The sequence below is a fragment of the Methanobrevibacter woesei genome, from assembly GCF_003111605.1.
Classification (GTDB): Archaea; Methanobacteriota; Methanobacteria; order Methanobacteriales; family Methanobacteriaceae; genus Methanocatella; species Methanocatella woesei.
In genome coordinates this window covers 46,117-60,450 of sequence record NZ_MZGU01000007.1, presented here as the reverse complement: position 1 = coordinate 60,450, position 14,334 = coordinate 46,117, and the positions used below count along the sequence as shown (strand labels likewise).

Annotated in this window: 15 protein-coding genes; 8 read left to right on the top strand and 7 right to left on the bottom strand. The window is 26.5% G+C overall.

The annotated features are described in order from the left end of the window. The first annotated feature begins 3 nt into the window (after nucleotides 1–3). Complete coding sequence (gene tfrA, locus MBBWO_RS07795; protein ID WP_116670338.1) at nucleotides 4–1,659, top strand: fumarate reductase (CoM/CoB) subunit TfrA; 1,656 nt, start codon at nucleotides 4–6, stop codon at nucleotides 1,657–1,659. Nucleotides 1,660–1,706: 47 nt separating this feature from the next. Here the strand turns inward: tfrA and MBBWO_RS07790 are convergent, their stop codons facing one another. Then, nucleotides 1,707–2,999: an amidohydrolase family protein gene (locus tag MBBWO_RS07790; RefSeq protein WP_116670337.1), complete on the bottom strand. Its 1,293-nt coding sequence runs from the start codon at nucleotides 2,997–2,999 to the stop codon at nucleotides 1,707–1,709. A 36-nt stretch (nucleotides 3,000–3,035) separates the two neighbouring features. Next, complete coding sequence (locus MBBWO_RS07785; RefSeq protein ID WP_116670336.1) at nucleotides 3,036–3,242, bottom strand: histone family protein; 207 nt, start codon at nucleotides 3,240–3,242, stop codon at nucleotides 3,036–3,038. A gap of 202 nt (nucleotides 3,243–3,444) precedes the next feature. Here MBBWO_RS07785 and hisG point away from each other — a divergent pair, with 202 nt between their 5' ends. Both hisG and pyrB read left to right on the top strand, forming a co-directional pair. Further along, nucleotides 3,445–4,305, top strand: a complete 861-nt coding sequence (gene hisG / locus MBBWO_RS07780; protein ID WP_116670335.1) for an ATP phosphoribosyltransferase — start codon at nucleotides 3,445–3,447, stop codon at nucleotides 4,303–4,305. 6 nt (nucleotides 4,306–4,311) lie between these two features. Then, nucleotides 4,312–5,247 carry an aspartate carbamoyltransferase gene (gene pyrB, locus MBBWO_RS07775; protein WP_116670334.1) on the top strand — a complete coding sequence of 312 codons (936 nt, stop codon included), beginning with the start codon at nucleotides 4,312–4,314 and terminating at the stop codon, nucleotides 5,245–5,247. 44 nt (nucleotides 5,248–5,291) lie between these two features. On the opposite strand, the gene MBBWO_RS07770 is transcribed toward pyrB, so the two are convergent. Both MBBWO_RS07770 and MBBWO_RS07765 read right to left on the bottom strand, forming a co-directional pair. After that, nucleotides 5,292–6,440: a Cdc6/Cdc18 family protein gene (locus MBBWO_RS07770; RefSeq protein WP_116670333.1), complete on the bottom strand. Its 1,149-nt coding sequence runs from the start codon at nucleotides 6,438–6,440 to the stop codon at nucleotides 5,292–5,294. Nucleotides 6,441–7,059: 619 nt separating this feature from the next. Next, nucleotides 7,060–7,554 carry a DUF2299 domain-containing protein gene (locus MBBWO_RS07765; protein WP_116670332.1) on the bottom strand — a complete coding sequence of 165 codons (495 nt, stop codon included), beginning with the start codon at nucleotides 7,552–7,554 and terminating at the stop codon, nucleotides 7,060–7,062. Between the two features lie 62 nt (nucleotides 7,555–7,616). On the opposite strand from MBBWO_RS07765, the gene MBBWO_RS07760 reads away from it, so the two are divergent. Together MBBWO_RS07760 and MBBWO_RS07755 are read left to right on the top strand one after the other, a co-directional pair. Next, entirely contained in the window at nucleotides 7,617–8,621 is a 1,005-nt protein-coding gene (locus tag MBBWO_RS07760) for a cobalamin biosynthesis protein (RefSeq protein WP_116670331.1), read from the top strand. Next, nucleotides 8,618–9,634, top strand: coding sequence for a cobalt-precorrin 5A hydrolase (locus MBBWO_RS07755; protein WP_116670330.1), 1,017 nt, complete (start codon nucleotides 8,618–8,620; stop codon nucleotides 9,632–9,634). Before MBBWO_RS07760 ends, MBBWO_RS07755 begins: the two co-directional genes overlap by 4 nt. Here the strand turns inward: MBBWO_RS07755 and MBBWO_RS07750 are convergent. After that, entirely contained in the window at nucleotides 9,631–9,879 is a 249-nt protein-coding gene (locus tag MBBWO_RS07750; protein WP_116670329.1) for a UPF0147 family protein, read from the bottom strand. The two genes, MBBWO_RS07755 and MBBWO_RS07750, sit on opposite strands and share 4 nt — an antisense overlap. 138 nt (nucleotides 9,880–10,017) lie before the next feature. On the opposite strand from MBBWO_RS07750, the gene MBBWO_RS07745 reads away from it, so the two are divergent. After that, on the top strand, nucleotides 10,018–10,170 hold the full coding sequence (locus MBBWO_RS07745; RefSeq protein WP_116670328.1) for a Met repressor: 153 nt from the start codon (nucleotides 10,018–10,020) through the stop codon (nucleotides 10,168–10,170). A 20-nt stretch (nucleotides 10,171–10,190) separates the two neighbouring features. Here MBBWO_RS07745 and MBBWO_RS07740 read toward each other — a convergent pair whose 3' ends face one another. Continuing rightward, on the bottom strand, nucleotides 10,191–10,775 hold the full coding sequence (locus MBBWO_RS07740; protein WP_116670327.1) for a class II aldolase/adducin family protein: 585 nt from the start codon (nucleotides 10,773–10,775) through the stop codon (nucleotides 10,191–10,193). Nucleotides 10,776–10,834: 59 nt separating this feature from the next. Continuing rightward, nucleotides 10,835–12,571, bottom strand: a complete 1,737-nt coding sequence (locus MBBWO_RS07735; RefSeq protein WP_116670326.1) for a DNA-directed DNA polymerase II small subunit — start codon at nucleotides 12,569–12,571, stop codon at nucleotides 10,835–10,837. A gap of 184 nt (nucleotides 12,572–12,755) precedes the next feature. Here MBBWO_RS07735 and MBBWO_RS07730 point away from each other — a divergent pair, with 184 nt between their 5' ends. Both MBBWO_RS07730 and cobJ read left to right on the top strand, forming a co-directional pair. Continuing rightward, nucleotides 12,756–13,247, top strand: coding sequence for a hypothetical protein (locus MBBWO_RS07730; RefSeq protein ID WP_116670325.1), 492 nt, complete (start codon nucleotides 12,756–12,758; stop codon nucleotides 13,245–13,247). Nucleotides 13,248–13,255: 8 nt separating this feature from the next. Next, nucleotides 13,256–14,329, top strand: a complete 1,074-nt coding sequence (gene cobJ, locus MBBWO_RS07725) for a precorrin-3B C(17)-methyltransferase (protein WP_116670324.1) — start codon at nucleotides 13,256–13,258, stop codon at nucleotides 14,327–14,329. Nucleotides 14,330–14,334 lie beyond the last annotated feature (5 nt).

Sequence of the window (14,334 nt, the reverse complement as noted above, 5' to 3'; positions counted from 1 at the left end):
ATTATGGAAACTAAAACAATTTCATCTGATGTATTAATAATAGGTTCTGGAGGAGCAGGTGCAAGAGCAGCTATTGAAGTTGATAATGCTGGACTTAAAGCTTTAATTGTATCTAAAGGATTATCTTTCAGGTCTGGATGTACAGGAATGGCTGAAGGCGGATATAATGCTGTTTTTAAAGCAGTTGATGAAGAAGACACCATAGATGCTCATATTTATGATACTTTAAAAGGTGGTAGCTATCTTAATGATTCAAAACTTGTAGACATACTTGTAAATGAATCTCCAAAAAGATTAATAGATTTAGAAAACTATGGTGCATTATTTGACCGTCAAGAATCAGGAAAAATAAATCAAAGAGCCTTTGGTGGTCAACAGTATAGAAGAACATGTTTCCAAGGAGACAGAACTGGACATGAAATAATAACTGCATTAAAAGAAGAAATAACCAAAAGAGATATTGAAACTCTTGATGAAGTAATGGTTACAAATTTAATCTTGTCACAAGATGCAAGGCCTCCAAGAGTTATAGGAGCAGTAGGATTAGATTTAAAAACTTCAGATATTATCTTTTTACAAGCAAAATCTGTTATTATTGCTACTGGTGGAGCCGGCCAATTATATCCAGTAACCTCAAATACTGTACAGAAAAATGGAGATGGTTATGCACTTGCATGGAATGTTGGAGCAAATTTAATTGATATGGAAGAAGTTCAATTCCATCCAACAGGTATGGTAGCCCCTGAATCCAAAAAAGGAGTTTTAGTAACAGAAGCAGTTCGTGGAGAAGGTGGAATTCTATTAAACAAAAATAAAGAACGTTTCATGAAAAAATATTCCCCTGAAAAAATGGAGTTATCCACCAGAGATGTTGTTGCAAGATCCATTTACACAGAAATCATTGAAGGTAGGGGAACTGAAAATGGTGGAGTTTACCTTGATATTTCCCATTTAGATGCTGATGTAATAGAAGAAAAACTGGAAACAATGGTTTTACAATTTAAAGATGTTGATGTAGATATTACAAAAGAGCCTATGGAAGTAGCTCCAACAGCACATCACTTTATGGGTGGTGTAAAAATCAATGAAAAGTGTGAATCTTCAATAGCTAATTTATATGCGGCTGGTGAAGCTAGTGGAGGAGTTCATGGTGCAAATCGTTTAGGTGGAAATGCACTAGCTGATACACAAGTATTTGGAAAAATAGCTGGTGAAAATGCAGCAAAAGCTGCAAAAACTGTTGATTTTGAAGAAAACCCAGAAATGTTTAAAGCTGAAGAGGATAGAATTACAGGATTAATTAAAGACGGAAGTGTAAAACCTCAAGAGCTTAAAAAACGTATTAAACAATTAATGTGGGAAAAAGTAAGTATTATCAGAAATGAGAAAAACTTAAATGAAGCACTAAAAGAGCTTATGGAAATGGAAAAAAGTCTTAATGAATTGAAAGTTGAAGATAAAAAACAGTACAATACAGATCTTCAAACTGCACTTGAAGTTATAAATATGATTCAAATAGCTACTTTAGTTGTAAAATCAGCAATATTAAGACGTGAAAGTCGTGGTGCACACTTTAGAGAAGATTATCCTGAAACTAAAGATGAATGGAAAAAGAGTATTGTCTTAAATAAAAATAAAATAAAATTTGAAAATAGATAAAAACATCTATTTTATCTTTAAATTATAAATTTAAACTAGATATACATCTAATTCATTTCTTTTAATTCTTTAATAGCTATTCTAGCTTTTTTATAAATTTCTTCTTCATCTAATGTAGTTAATTTCTTATTTTCCATTAATATTTTACCATTACAAATAGTAGTATCTACATTAGAACCATTAGCTGAATAAACAACATTTGAACATAAATCAGAACTATCTGGAGTCATATTAACAGAGTTAGTATCCAATAAAATTAAATCTGCCTTTTTACCAACTTCAATAGATCCAATTTCATCTTCAAGACCTAATGCTTTAGCACCATTAATAGTCGCCATTTTTAAAACTTCACAGGCAGGAAGTACAAGAGGATTTAAAGTATCAACTTTTTGCAAAAGAGATGCAAATTTCATTTCTTCTAATAAATCTAAATTATTATTAGAAGATGCACCATCTGTTCCTAAACTTACACAAATACCATTTTCAAGTAATTTAGCAACAGGAGAAATACCAGATGCTAATTTCATATTACTACATGGATTATGTGAAATTTTAACATCATATTTTTTAATTATATCAATTTCATTATCTGAAAGCCATACAGCATGTGCTGCTACAACATCAGGACCTAAAAGACCTAAACTTTCCAAATATTCAAAAGGCCTCATTCCAGTAGATTCAACAAGGTCATCCACTTCTTTTTGAGTTTCACCAACATGAATATGGATTCCTGTGTTATATTTATTGGCTTCTTGCCTAACTCTTTCTAACAATTCTTTGGAAGCAGTATATGGTGAATGTGGACCAAAGAAAACTTTAATTTTACCATCACTCATACCATTACAATTTTCATACAATGAAATATTTTCTCTAAACTCATTTTCTCTTTTTTCAGCATCTGCAAAGTCAATCATACCATAGGATAGAACTCCTCTAATACCTGCTTCATCAATTGCACGAGCTACATCTTCCATATAAAAATACATATCTGAAAATGTAGTTGTACCAGATTTAATTAATTCAACAGCTGCTAAAAGAGCACCAATATAACAGTAATTTTCATTAAGATTAGCTTCAATAGGCCAAATATAATCATTTAACCATGAATCCAAATCATAATCATCTGCAAGACCTCTAAAAAGAGACATTGATAAATGAGTATGAGTATTAACAAATCCTGGAGACAAAATCATGCCTTTTGCATCAATGACTTTATCTACATTTTCTTCAGAAATTACATCATCTATTTCAGCTATAATTTCATCTTTAATTAAAACAGATTTAGTTTCACCTGTGAAAACTAATTTTGCATCTTTAATTAAAATTGTTGATTCAGCCATTAAACCACTCCCAAAAAAATTATATTATTAATTTATTTATAAATCTTTAATAGCTAATTTAATATCATCAGCTTTGATGGTTTTACGTTTAGCGATTTTAGCTTTTTTGTTAGATTCAACAGTAATATCGAAAATTAATTGTTCTAAGTATTCAATTAATTCAACTTTTGCATCATCACTAATTCTTTCAGCACCCGCATTTTTCATAATTCTTTCAATAGGAGCTTTTGGTAATTCTACCATAATATCACCTCATTTTTAATATAAAAAAATAATTTTTTCTTAAATACTATTTAAATATTATGTATACTCTTATAAATAATTAAATAAAATTCAATCGCTATAAAAAATAAAACAAAAAATATATATAGATTTTTTCATTTTAAAAAAAATTTATAACATGAAAATATTATATAATTTTATATAAAAGATTATGAGGAAAAAAATGAAATTAAAAATTGCTGTTCCATCAAAAGGAAGAATAAGTGATCCATCAATAAATATCTTAGAAAAAGCAGGATTAGGATTAAAAGATAATAGTAACAGAAAATTAATTTCAGCAACTCATAACAAAGATATAGATGTTATGTTTGCTCGTGCTTCTGATATTCCTGAATTTGTTGATAATGGAATTGTAGATATGGGAATAACTGGTGTAGATTTAATTAAAGAAAGTGAATCCAATGTTGTAGAATTAGTAGACTTGCACATTGGACAAACAGAGCTAGTTATAGCTTCACCAGAAGAATCAAATATTAATTCTATTGAAGATGTTACATCAGATATGGTTATAGCTACTGAATTTCCAGTATTAACAAAAAAATATCTTAATAAACATAGATTAGACTTAAAAATAGTTAAATTAAGTGGTTCTACTGAAATTGCACCTTTTATTGGAGTGGCTGATTTGATTTCAGATTTATCAAGTACTGGAACAACTTTAAAAATGAACCATCTTAAAGTAATTGATACAATTTTAAACAGTACAATTAAACTCATTACAAATGAAGAAAGTTATAAAAATAAAAAGAATTTAGTTGAAGCTGTTGCTACAAGTATAGAAGGAGTAATTGAAGCTGAAAGTAAGAAACTTTTAATGATGAATGTTAAAAGTTCCGATTTAGATAAAGTAAAAGAAGTAATGCCTTCAATGACTGGACCTACAATATCAGAAGTATTATCTGAAGAAAAGACCGTTGCAATACAAGCAGTAGTTGATGAAAGTCAAGTGTTTGAACTTGTTAACGACTTAAGAAATGCTGGAGCAAAAGATATTCTTGTAGTACCAATTGAAAGAATAATCTAAAAAGGGTTGATTAAAATTTTTAAATTAAAAAATATACTTTCAATAAAGGATTTTGATAGAGATGATATTGAATATATATTAGATGAAGCTAGTAAACTTGAAAATATTGCTCAATCAAAAGAAATATGTGAAGAATTAAAAGGTAAAATATTAGGATGTATGTTTTTTGAACCATCAACAAGAACAAGATTATCCTTTGAAACCTCTATGAAACGTCTTGGTGGTGAATGTATAGGATTTTCAAGTAGTGGATCAAGTTCTGTTTCAAAAGGTGAAAGTATAGCTGATACAGCTAAAATGTTTGAAGCTTACAGTGATGTTTTAGTAATAAGACATGAAATTGAAGGTGTTTCAAAATTTATTTCAGATGTAGTTGATGTTCCTGTAATAAATGCAGGTGATGGATCCAGTCAGCATCCAACTCAAACTTTATTAGATTTATACACAATTAAAAAAGAGTTTGGCCATATTGATGGCATTAAAATAGCTTTAATTGGTGATTTGAAATATGGACGTACTGTTCATTCATTAGCTAATGCATTAGGATTATTTGATAATGTTGAGCTTTACTTTATAGCTCCAGATGAATTAAAAATGCCTCAAGAAGTTCTTCATGATTTAGATGAAATGAACATGAAATATATCCAACTGGAAAATGTGGAACCTATTATAAATGATATTGATGTTCTATATGTAACCAGAATTCAAAGGGAACGTTTCGTTGATTATGATGAATATCTTAAGATAAAAGGAGCATATGTTATTAATAAAAAATTAGTTGAAGGTAAAGATCTTATTGTAATGCACCCTTTACCAAGAATTGATGAAATATCAAATGATATAGACAATACAAAATACAACAAGTACTTTACACAAGCTTTTAATGCTGTTCCTGTTAGAATGGCTATTTTAAAGACTTTAATAAAAAATAATCCTAAATAAAGGATTATATTTTATTTTATTTTTTTTAAAAAAAAGAATACTCTTTAAATTGCATAAAGAGTATTTTCAAGTAATTTATCATCACATTGTAATTTTATAATATTTGTTCTTCCTTTTCCACGTCCACGTGAAATAGTATTAGTTGAAATAATACCTAACATTTCAAGTTCATTAATAAAATCAAAGATTCTTCTATAAGTTACAGAATCTCCTTTAGAAACTTCTTTATAGGTATCATACAATTTTCCAGAAGTAATTTCTTCATTTTGTTGTGTTAAAATTAAAATAGCTTCTAAAACTCTTTGTTGTTGAGAAGGTAAAGTTCTAATGATATCAGTAACTTTATTATGTTCAATTACATCTTTTGCCTGTCTTACATATTCTCCACGAACAATATCTGAGTCTTCATCAACAGCTATTTCACCAGCAGTTCTTAAAAGGTCTAAAGCATAACGTGCATCCCCTTCTTCTTTTGCAGCCATTGCAGAACATAATGGAATTACATCATCTTCTAAAACACCTTCATCAAAAGCCAATTCTGCCCTTTCAGATAGAATATCAGCTAGTTGATCTGCTCCATAAGGAGGGAATACTATTTCTTTATCTCTTAAACTACTCATTACTCTAGGTTTTATAAATTTTTTGAAATCAACATAATTACTAATAGAAAGAATTGAAACATTGTCTGTTCTGGTTAAAGTGTATAAAATTCCATCTCCATCTTTTTCAAGTAAAATATCAATTTCATCTAAAATAACAATTAAAATAAGCTTTTTACCAAAAGAAGTTTGTCTAAATATATCCCTAAATGTGTTTACAATTTCTCCTTTTGTCCATCCTCTATGAGGAACATTTCTTCCTAATTGTTGACATAATTGAGCAATTACTTGATATTCAGTTGTATAATCAGTACAACGAATATATTCAACACGTACAAAAACATTTTTATCTTTAGCAGCTTCATTTAACTGTTCTTTTGCAAATTTAGCTGCAGCTGTTTTACCAGTTCCAGTTTTACCATATAAAGTTACATCAGAAGGAGTTACATTGTTAAGAGCTTCAGACCAATATTTAGCTATTTGCATGATCTGCTCATTCCTATGAGGTAAATTTTCAGGTAAAAATCTATGATCCAAAGGTTTTTTATCTTTAAAAACTGTTTTTTTACCTAAATTATCAAAAATATTTCCCATGTAAATACACCAAACAAATAATATAATAAATTAATAAAATTGAGATAAAACATACATTTCAACTGTAAAAATGTATAAAAATTAACATTTGAAATAAAAATTGAAAAGTATAATTTCCAGTGTTAATATTTTATAAAAGTATTAAATAAATATTTTTATTACAAAATCAATGAAAAATAATAAAATTATTAAAAAAATAAAAAATTAAATTGAAATAAATCGATTAAATTAAAAAATACTAATTAGAAAACAGTTAACACAATATTAAACTATGTAAAAATATTTTTAATTAAAATAAAAAAATATAATTAAGGAAAAAATATAAAAAAAGAAAAATTTTATAAAATGAAAATATTATTAAAATAAACTTAAAAAAATTATAATAATTTATCATATAGAGTGAGAGATGTATTTCAACTGAAATGATAATTTTCAAAAAAACAAAAATCAAGAGATATATTTCAAGTGTAAAATAAGTGATATCCTGCGAGATTATTAAGAGGACCATTTCATGTGTTAAATTTTTACAGATGAAATATACCCCTTCAGTCTTTCAAGTCCTTCGAAATTGTTTCAGTTGAAGTGTACCTCTCACTCTCTCAATTTATATATAATAAAATTATACAAACATGGAATCATTAATTTCAGGAATATCAAAATTAGACTTTGTAGTACTGCCAAAATATTTTTCAATTAACCAAATACATAATAATTTTGCTTTAAAAATTTTATTAATAGTTTTAATAAGTGAATTTTTTGTTAATCCATCTTCAAATATATTATCTGTGATTATAAATTGATTTAAATTATTATTTGTATCAACATTTATTTGGAAATCTAATAATAAATTATTTAAACCAAACCTTAATTCCCATAAAAATTCTTCTTTTTCAGATTTAGATGATTCATTCATTAATTGAATATGTTCTGATGAAACTTGAGTTCCACATCCAATAATAATTAAATCATTTTTTCCTTTTGGTTGTACAACGTCCATGTTATTTTTATCAGGATAATTAATTACATAATGAAAATTAGCATTAGGATCATTTGCTTTTTCTTTTAGGAGACCTTCTTCAATTAACCAATTTTGTATATTCTGTTCCATTGACATAAAAACCACATTCTATAAATTAATAATAAATTATTTATTTTATTTAATTATAAATAATTCCTATGTTTAATTTTATCAATTTTAATTTATTTTTATTCATAATATCAGCACTTGTTTTTGCAATTGTATTTGATATTCTTATAGGTGAATTACCCTCTAAAATTCATCCTGTTGTAATAATTGGTAAAATTATAGATTTTTTCACAGGTTTATTTATAAAAATTAGAAATAAATTTTCAGGATTATTATTGTTTTTATCAACAACAATTTTTTCAACTGTAATTTTGTTTGTTTTATTTTCTGTTATTAATTTAAATTTCTATTTGATGTTTATTGTTTATGGATTGCTTTTATCATCTACATTTTCAATAAAAATATTGTTATCATCTGCAAATGATATATCTAATGATCTAAAAGAAGGAATTGAAAAAGCTAGGAAATCTGTTTCATATCTTGTAAGTAGAAATACAAATGAATTATCTGAAAAATTAATTGTATCAGCTACTATAGAATCACTTACTGAAAATATCACAGATAGCTATATTAGTCCAATTTTTTATTTTACAATAATTTCAGCTATTGCTTTATTATTTGCTAATAATATCAACACATTTTTATTAATATTTATTATATTATGGATTCCATTTTTATTTAGAATTTCAAATACTTTAGATGCAATGGTTGGCTATGAAAATGAGAAATTAAAATATATAGGTTATTTTCCAGCAAAAATTGATGATATCCTCAATTATATCCCTGCAAGAATTGCTGGTTTTTTAGTTGTTGTTTCAGCATTTATATTAAAATTAAATTGGAAAAACAGTTATAGAATAATGTTGAGAGATGCTAGAAATTGTCCAAGTCCAAATTCCGGTTTTACAATGGCATCAACTGCAGGAGCATTAAATATTCAATTAGTTAAAAAAGACACTTATATTCTTGGTGATAATACAGTTGAAATTGATGTCTTACATATTTCAAAAGCTATTAAATTGTCTAAATTTACAATTTTATTATTTACAATTATTTCATTTTTAATTTTAATCTTAATTGAGTTGTTAATATGAAAATTGCTATAATTTCAGTTACAGATAAAGGAAAATCATTGTCTCAAAAATTAAAAAATATTTTAGATAAAGATTCAACAGTTATTTTAACAGACATATATTATAAAAATGTTAAAAAATCAATGCCAATATTATTTGATAAATATGATGCAATTATTGCAATTATGGCTTCTGGAATATTAATTAGAAGCATTGCTCCATTAATCAACTCAAAAATTACAGATCCGGCTATTTTAAACATGGATGAAAATGGAAAATATGTTATTAGTGTATTGTCTGGACATATGGGTGGAGCTAATAAATTAACAGTGAAAATAGCTAATTTAATTAACAGTGAAGCTATTATTACAACTGCAACTGATGTAAATCACAAATTAGGTATTGATACAATTGCTAATGATTTATTTCTAGATATTAAAAATCCTCAAAGTATTGTGAATTTTAATAAAGCAATTTTAAAGGATAAAAAAATTATTATTCAAACAAATGATAAATTTATTGAAGATTATATAAGCAAAAATACACTTGAAATCAACCTCTTAATTGAAAATAATAATAATAATCTTAAACAAGATGAAATTATTGTTGTTTGCAATGATACAATTTTAAAGTTACATAAAAGAAAAATTGTTGTTGGAATTGGTTGTCGTAGAAACAAATCATCAAAAGATATTCTAACTGCAATTGAACAATCTTTAAGAGATCTTAATCTTCCTTTAAGTAGAATTGATTTATTAACATCAGCTGAAATTAAAAAAGATGAAAAAGGTTTATTGGAACTTTCAGAAAAATTAAATATTCCTATTCATTTTGTTGAGCTAGATAAATTAAAATTGTTTAAATCAGATATTGTTCAGGAATCAGAGTTTGTAAAATCAAAATTTGGAATAATTGGTGTTTGTGAACCATCAGCTTTAATCTCTGCAGGATTTGATTCACAATTAATATATAAAAAAACAGTCTATGATGGTGTTACAATTTCAATAGCTGTTTCAAAAAAAGAAATAAATTAGATTGATTCTAATTTACTTAAAACTTCCCATATTAAAGTTCTAGCATGAACTGGAATATTAGGATCGTTACTAATTTCATCAAGTTTAGTTAAAACTGTACTTATTTTTACAGATTGATCTTGTGTTTCATCATTTAATAAATCTTTAGAATCACTTGCTGCTTCTCTAATATTACGTGGTACAGTGTTATTTTCTTTAATATATTCTAATATTTCTGATACCTCATCAATTGTTTGATTACTCATAAATACCCCTCCGAAAAAATAAATATTAAAATTATAATAACATTAAATTATATATTTTAGTTTTGTTATTTAATAAATGTTATGGTAAAATAGATTTTATAGAAAAATTTATATTAATTTAATTTATATTTATTAATCATGTCTGAAACAAGTAAAACAACAATCAGTATTCCTGTAGAGTTAAAGAAAGAATTGAAAAAAATAGCAATTGATGAAGAAACAACTTTATCAGGATTAATTTTAAAAATGATTAATGAAAGTGTTGAATTAAGAAATCAGAAAAAAGATTAATTAATTCAATTCTCTTTTTTTTAAATTTCTTCACTTAAATTTAATGTATGTGTAATAAACTGAGTTTTTGCAATATCTTCAACAAATTCAGCGAGATTTGCAGCTTCTTTTAATTGGTCAGCAACACAAAGAACTCCATGATGTTTTAATATAAGCACATCTTCATTTCCAATAGCTTTAGCTGCATTTTTAGCTAATTCTATTGAACCTGGAGGTAAATAATCAATTTCTTCTAAAAATGGTGTAGTTATTTTTCCAAATCCTTCTAATCTTTTAATTTTCTTTGATGAAAAAGCAAAACCTGTTGCATATGGAGAATGTGTATGGACAATTGCATTTACATCATTTCTAGCTTTATAAATTTCTAAATGAAGATTTACTTCAGAAGAAGGTTTTCCTTTTGTTAAAACATTTCCTTCTAAATCAACTAAAACAATTTCTTCTTCTTTTAAATCTTTTAATGATTTTAAAGTAGGAGAAATAGCTATTATGTCTTTATTTTCTAGTTTACTTCTAACACTTATATTTCCAGCTTTACCAGAAACTAATTGCCTTTTATATAAATCATGAGAAATTTTTACAATTTCTTTAACATCAATATCCATTATTTCACCTAGATATTATAATTTCTTTTGTTGATTATTTATAAAAATTTTGAAAAAAATTAGATGAATTTTAAGTGTTTATATTTTCCTTTATGAAGAACAGGAACTTCAGCAGGAGTTGGTTCAATATTATAAATTTTCTGGAATTCAGTCTGAGTCTGGAAGGTTCCTGAATTTATTAAATGAATACCATTAAATTTTCTATATGTGTTAATGTGAACATGTCCTGTGTGGAAAACATCAGGGATTTCATCAATAACAAGATAATCCTCAAGTTCTGAAGCTAATGGTGTTCTTTCTCCATAAATTGGAGCTAAATGTCTTTTTTTAAGTAATTCTTCCATTAATAAATCATTACGTTCATGGCTGAAGTCTTTAATATCCATTACAAGATCATCAAAACTACGTCCGTGATAAATTAAAACATTTATTCCATCTAAAGATACAACACCAGGATTACTTATAAATTCAACATTGTCAAGTTCATATAATGCTTTTGCATATTCTTCAGGTACTGCAGGCTGTGGTTCAGCAACTCTAGATGCATCGTGGTTTCCAGGAGCAATAATTATTTTAATATCGCTTCTAATGTTTCCTAAAAGTCTTGCTGCTTCATTATATTGTTCAGTAATGTTTTTAATAGCTAATTCTTTCTCTTGGTTTGGATATACACCAATTCCATCTACAATATCTCCACCAATTACGAGATATTTAATATCACTAGCTATTTCTCTTTGCTGTTCATTACCATATTCACAGTTTATCCAATCAATAAATCTGTTAAATGCGTCTTCAAGGAAGGTAAGACTTCCTATATGGACATCTGAAATAAATACAATTCCAAAATCCATTTCTTTTTTAGCTATTCTTTGAGCTCCAGGGTTGATAATTTGATTTGCAATAGCTAAATCTCCATTTTTATCAGCTATTACGCCAATAACTTCATCTTTAACAAGTTTTTCTGCTTCTCTAAACAATTCTTCATTTTTATTTGAAAATAGAATAGGAATTGTTCCAGTATCATCTTCAAATTCTATTAATTTATGACCATTTTTTGTGGTTCTTATATCTCTAATCATTAATATAAGACTTAATTCTGTTTGTGCTTCTTCAATATCTGCAACTTTCTGAGCAGTTCTAAGTTCTGGTCTTTTAGATAATATTTTATGTAATTTTTCATATCTACTTTGGAAGTATGAAATTAAATTTTCAATTTCTCCACTGGTATATGATTTTTTACTTGTATCTTGTATTATTTTAAAGTCATATTCAACATTTGATTTTGTTAAATTTCTTTTAAATTGGACTTTTGTATCAGATACTTTTTCAGAAGCTTCTTCTATTATTTCATTTGTATATTTTTCTTTTTTATCAGATTCTCTTTTTGAATCTTCAATTGAAGCTGGTTTTTTAGGTTCGATTTTTTTAGGAGTTTTTTCAACTTTTATTTTTGTTGAATTCTCTTTTTTATTTATAAATGGAGTTTCTTTTGATTTTTTAGTGTTTATTAATGGTTCAATTGGTTTTTTTGTTTTTTTAATATCTACTAAAGGTTTTTCGCTTACTTTATGTTTTTCTTCACTAGATTTAGATAATCCGAGTTCACCTTTAATTTTATCAATAATTTCACCACTAACTGATACTAAATCTTTTGATTTGTAATCATCACCTTTTAATTTAACAATGATGGATGAAGTTAAATTTAAAGGGTTATTATCTTCCATAATTTTTTTATAAGCAGAGGGTGAGAGGTTAATTCCCTTTTTAGCAAATTTTAATAGAATTTTATTTGTCATAGAATATCGCATTTTTTCTAAAGTTTTTAATACATTCTTTATTTTTAATATTTTATAAAGCTTCTAGAATTTTTTTTTATTTAATTTATTTTTCACTATATATTAGTTATCTTTATTATAGATAATAATTAAAATTAAACATAATAGAAACTTGTTATTTATTAACGGAATGAAATGTGATAACATGAAACTTTCTAGAGTATTAATAGTTATTGTATTATTTGTAGCATTTTTTGAAGTTGGGCTAATGAGCTCTTATACAATTGTTACTTCAGAAGTTCCAGATGTACAAGGATTAATTGATATGCAAGTTGAAAAAATAACTGGTATATTCAACTCACAGTCAGTTAATGATGTTTTAGTAAAAGATCCTACTCCTATTAATATTACAAATGAACAAGAAGTTGCTTTATCTATAGAAAATCTGTCGAATGTAGATGGTGTTGATTTAGAAACTATGAATATTACAACTTATGATGATACTGATGTAGAAGAATTTAATGTTACTATAGAATCAAATGCATTTGATTCTCCAAATTCAACATCTTCTCAAATAGTTATTAGTCAAGATCCATCTTATAAAGTAGTTTCTCAAGGTATTGCAAGATATGTTAATGGAGAATTAAATGTAGATCCAGACTCTATTAAAATAACATCTATTTTAAGATTGTACTAAGTGATATAATGATTAATGTAATTGGAATTGGCCAAAATAGAGATAACATGACTATTTCCGCTCTTAATGCTATTAAAGAATCTGATGTAATTATTGGTTATAAGAAGTATATTGACCAAATTGAAGATTTAATTGAGGGTAAAGAAATAATTAAAAAAGGAATGGGGGATGAAATAGCTAGAGTTGAAATAGCTATTGAAAAAAGCATTGAAGACCAAACTGTTTCATTAGTTAGTTCTGGAGATCCTGGTGTTTATGGGATGGCTAATGTTTTATATCAGATTGTTAACAAATATTCAGATGTTGAAATAAAAGTTTATCCTGGAGTATCTGCCCTTAATTTTGCTGCTGATATGCTTGGAGCACCATTAAATGATTTTGCAGCTATTAGTTTAAGTAATATTTTAACTCCTTTATCTGAAATTGAGAAAAAAATTGAATATGCATTAAAAGCTAATTTTATAATAGCCATTTATAATCCAATTAGTAAAACACGTAAAGAACCGTTTAGACGATTTTACAAACTTCTTTTAGATATTAATGGTGAAGATACACTAATTGGTATTGTAAATAGTACTGAATCTCCATCTTCTGTAAAAATTTTAAAAGCAAAGGATTTAGAGGAAGATATGGTTAATATGTTCTGTACTTTAATTGTTGGAAATGACTTAACCTATGAACTGGATAATAAGATGATTACTCCAAGGGGATATGTTATACGTGCACCTATTCACCAGTTATCTGAGAATCATTATGAGAAATTCTTAAATGGTGAAGTAGTACATGGACCAAATGAAGAATGTGATTTTTATCCATGTCATTTTGAAGGACAATATTGTGATTTCTGTTATTGTCCTTTTTATCCTTGTGGTGAAAGTTCTACTGGTGGAAAATGGATTAAAGATAAAGGAATATGGAATTGTAAGGATTGTACTTGGTTACATGAAGCAAAAACAGTTAATTGTTTAAGAGAACCTTTTTCAAGAATTTTTAATGAAGTAGATGATTTAAAATCTAAAAAGAAAGAATTATTAAAACTTAGAAGGGCATGTCTTTTAAAAAACGACCCATATAATTTATAAGGTGA

Bases quoted from the DNA above. Each gene is read 5' to 3' on its own strand.
- tfrA (WP_116670338.1), top strand. From the start codon at position 4: ATGGAAACTAAAACAATTTCATCTGATGTATTAATAATAGGTTCTGGA.
- MBBWO_RS07790 (WP_116670337.1), bottom strand. From the start codon at position 2,999: ATGGCTGAATCAACAATTTTAATTAAAGATGCAAAATTAGTTTTCACA.
- MBBWO_RS07785 (WP_116670336.1), bottom strand. From the start codon at position 3,242: ATGGTAGAATTACCAAAAGCTCCTATTGAAAGAATTATGAAAAATGCG.
- hisG (WP_116670335.1), top strand. From the start codon at position 3,445: ATGAAATTAAAAATTGCTGTTCCATCAAAAGGAAGAATAAGTGATCCA.
- MBBWO_RS07770 (WP_116670333.1), bottom strand. From the start codon at position 6,440: ATGGGAAATATTTTTGATAATTTAGGTAAAAAAACAGTTTTTAAAGAT.
- MBBWO_RS07765 (WP_116670332.1), bottom strand. From the start codon at position 7,554: ATGTCAATGGAACAGAATATACAAAATTGGTTAATTGAAGAAGGTCTC.
- MBBWO_RS07760 (WP_116670331.1), top strand. From the start codon at position 7,617: ATGTTTAATTTTATCAATTTTAATTTATTTTTATTCATAATATCAGCA.
- MBBWO_RS07755 (WP_116670330.1), top strand. From the start codon at position 8,618: ATGAAAATTGCTATAATTTCAGTTACAGATAAAGGAAAATCATTGTCT.
- MBBWO_RS07750 (WP_116670329.1), bottom strand. From the start codon at position 9,879: ATGAGTAATCAAACAATTGATGAGGTATCAGAAATATTAGAATATATT.
- MBBWO_RS07745 (WP_116670328.1), top strand. From the start codon at position 10,018: ATGTCTGAAACAAGTAAAACAACAATCAGTATTCCTGTAGAGTTAAAG.
- MBBWO_RS07740 (WP_116670327.1), bottom strand. From the start codon at position 10,775: ATGGATATTGATGTTAAAGAAATTGTAAAAATTTCTCATGATTTATAT.
- MBBWO_RS07735 (WP_116670326.1), bottom strand. From the start codon at position 12,571: ATGACAAATAAAATTCTATTAAAATTTGCTAAAAAGGGAATTAACCTC.
- MBBWO_RS07730 (WP_116670325.1), top strand. From the start codon at position 12,756: ATGAAACTTTCTAGAGTATTAATAGTTATTGTATTATTTGTAGCATTT.
- cobJ (WP_116670324.1), top strand. From the start codon at position 13,256: ATGATTAATGTAATTGGAATTGGCCAAAATAGAGATAACATGACTATT.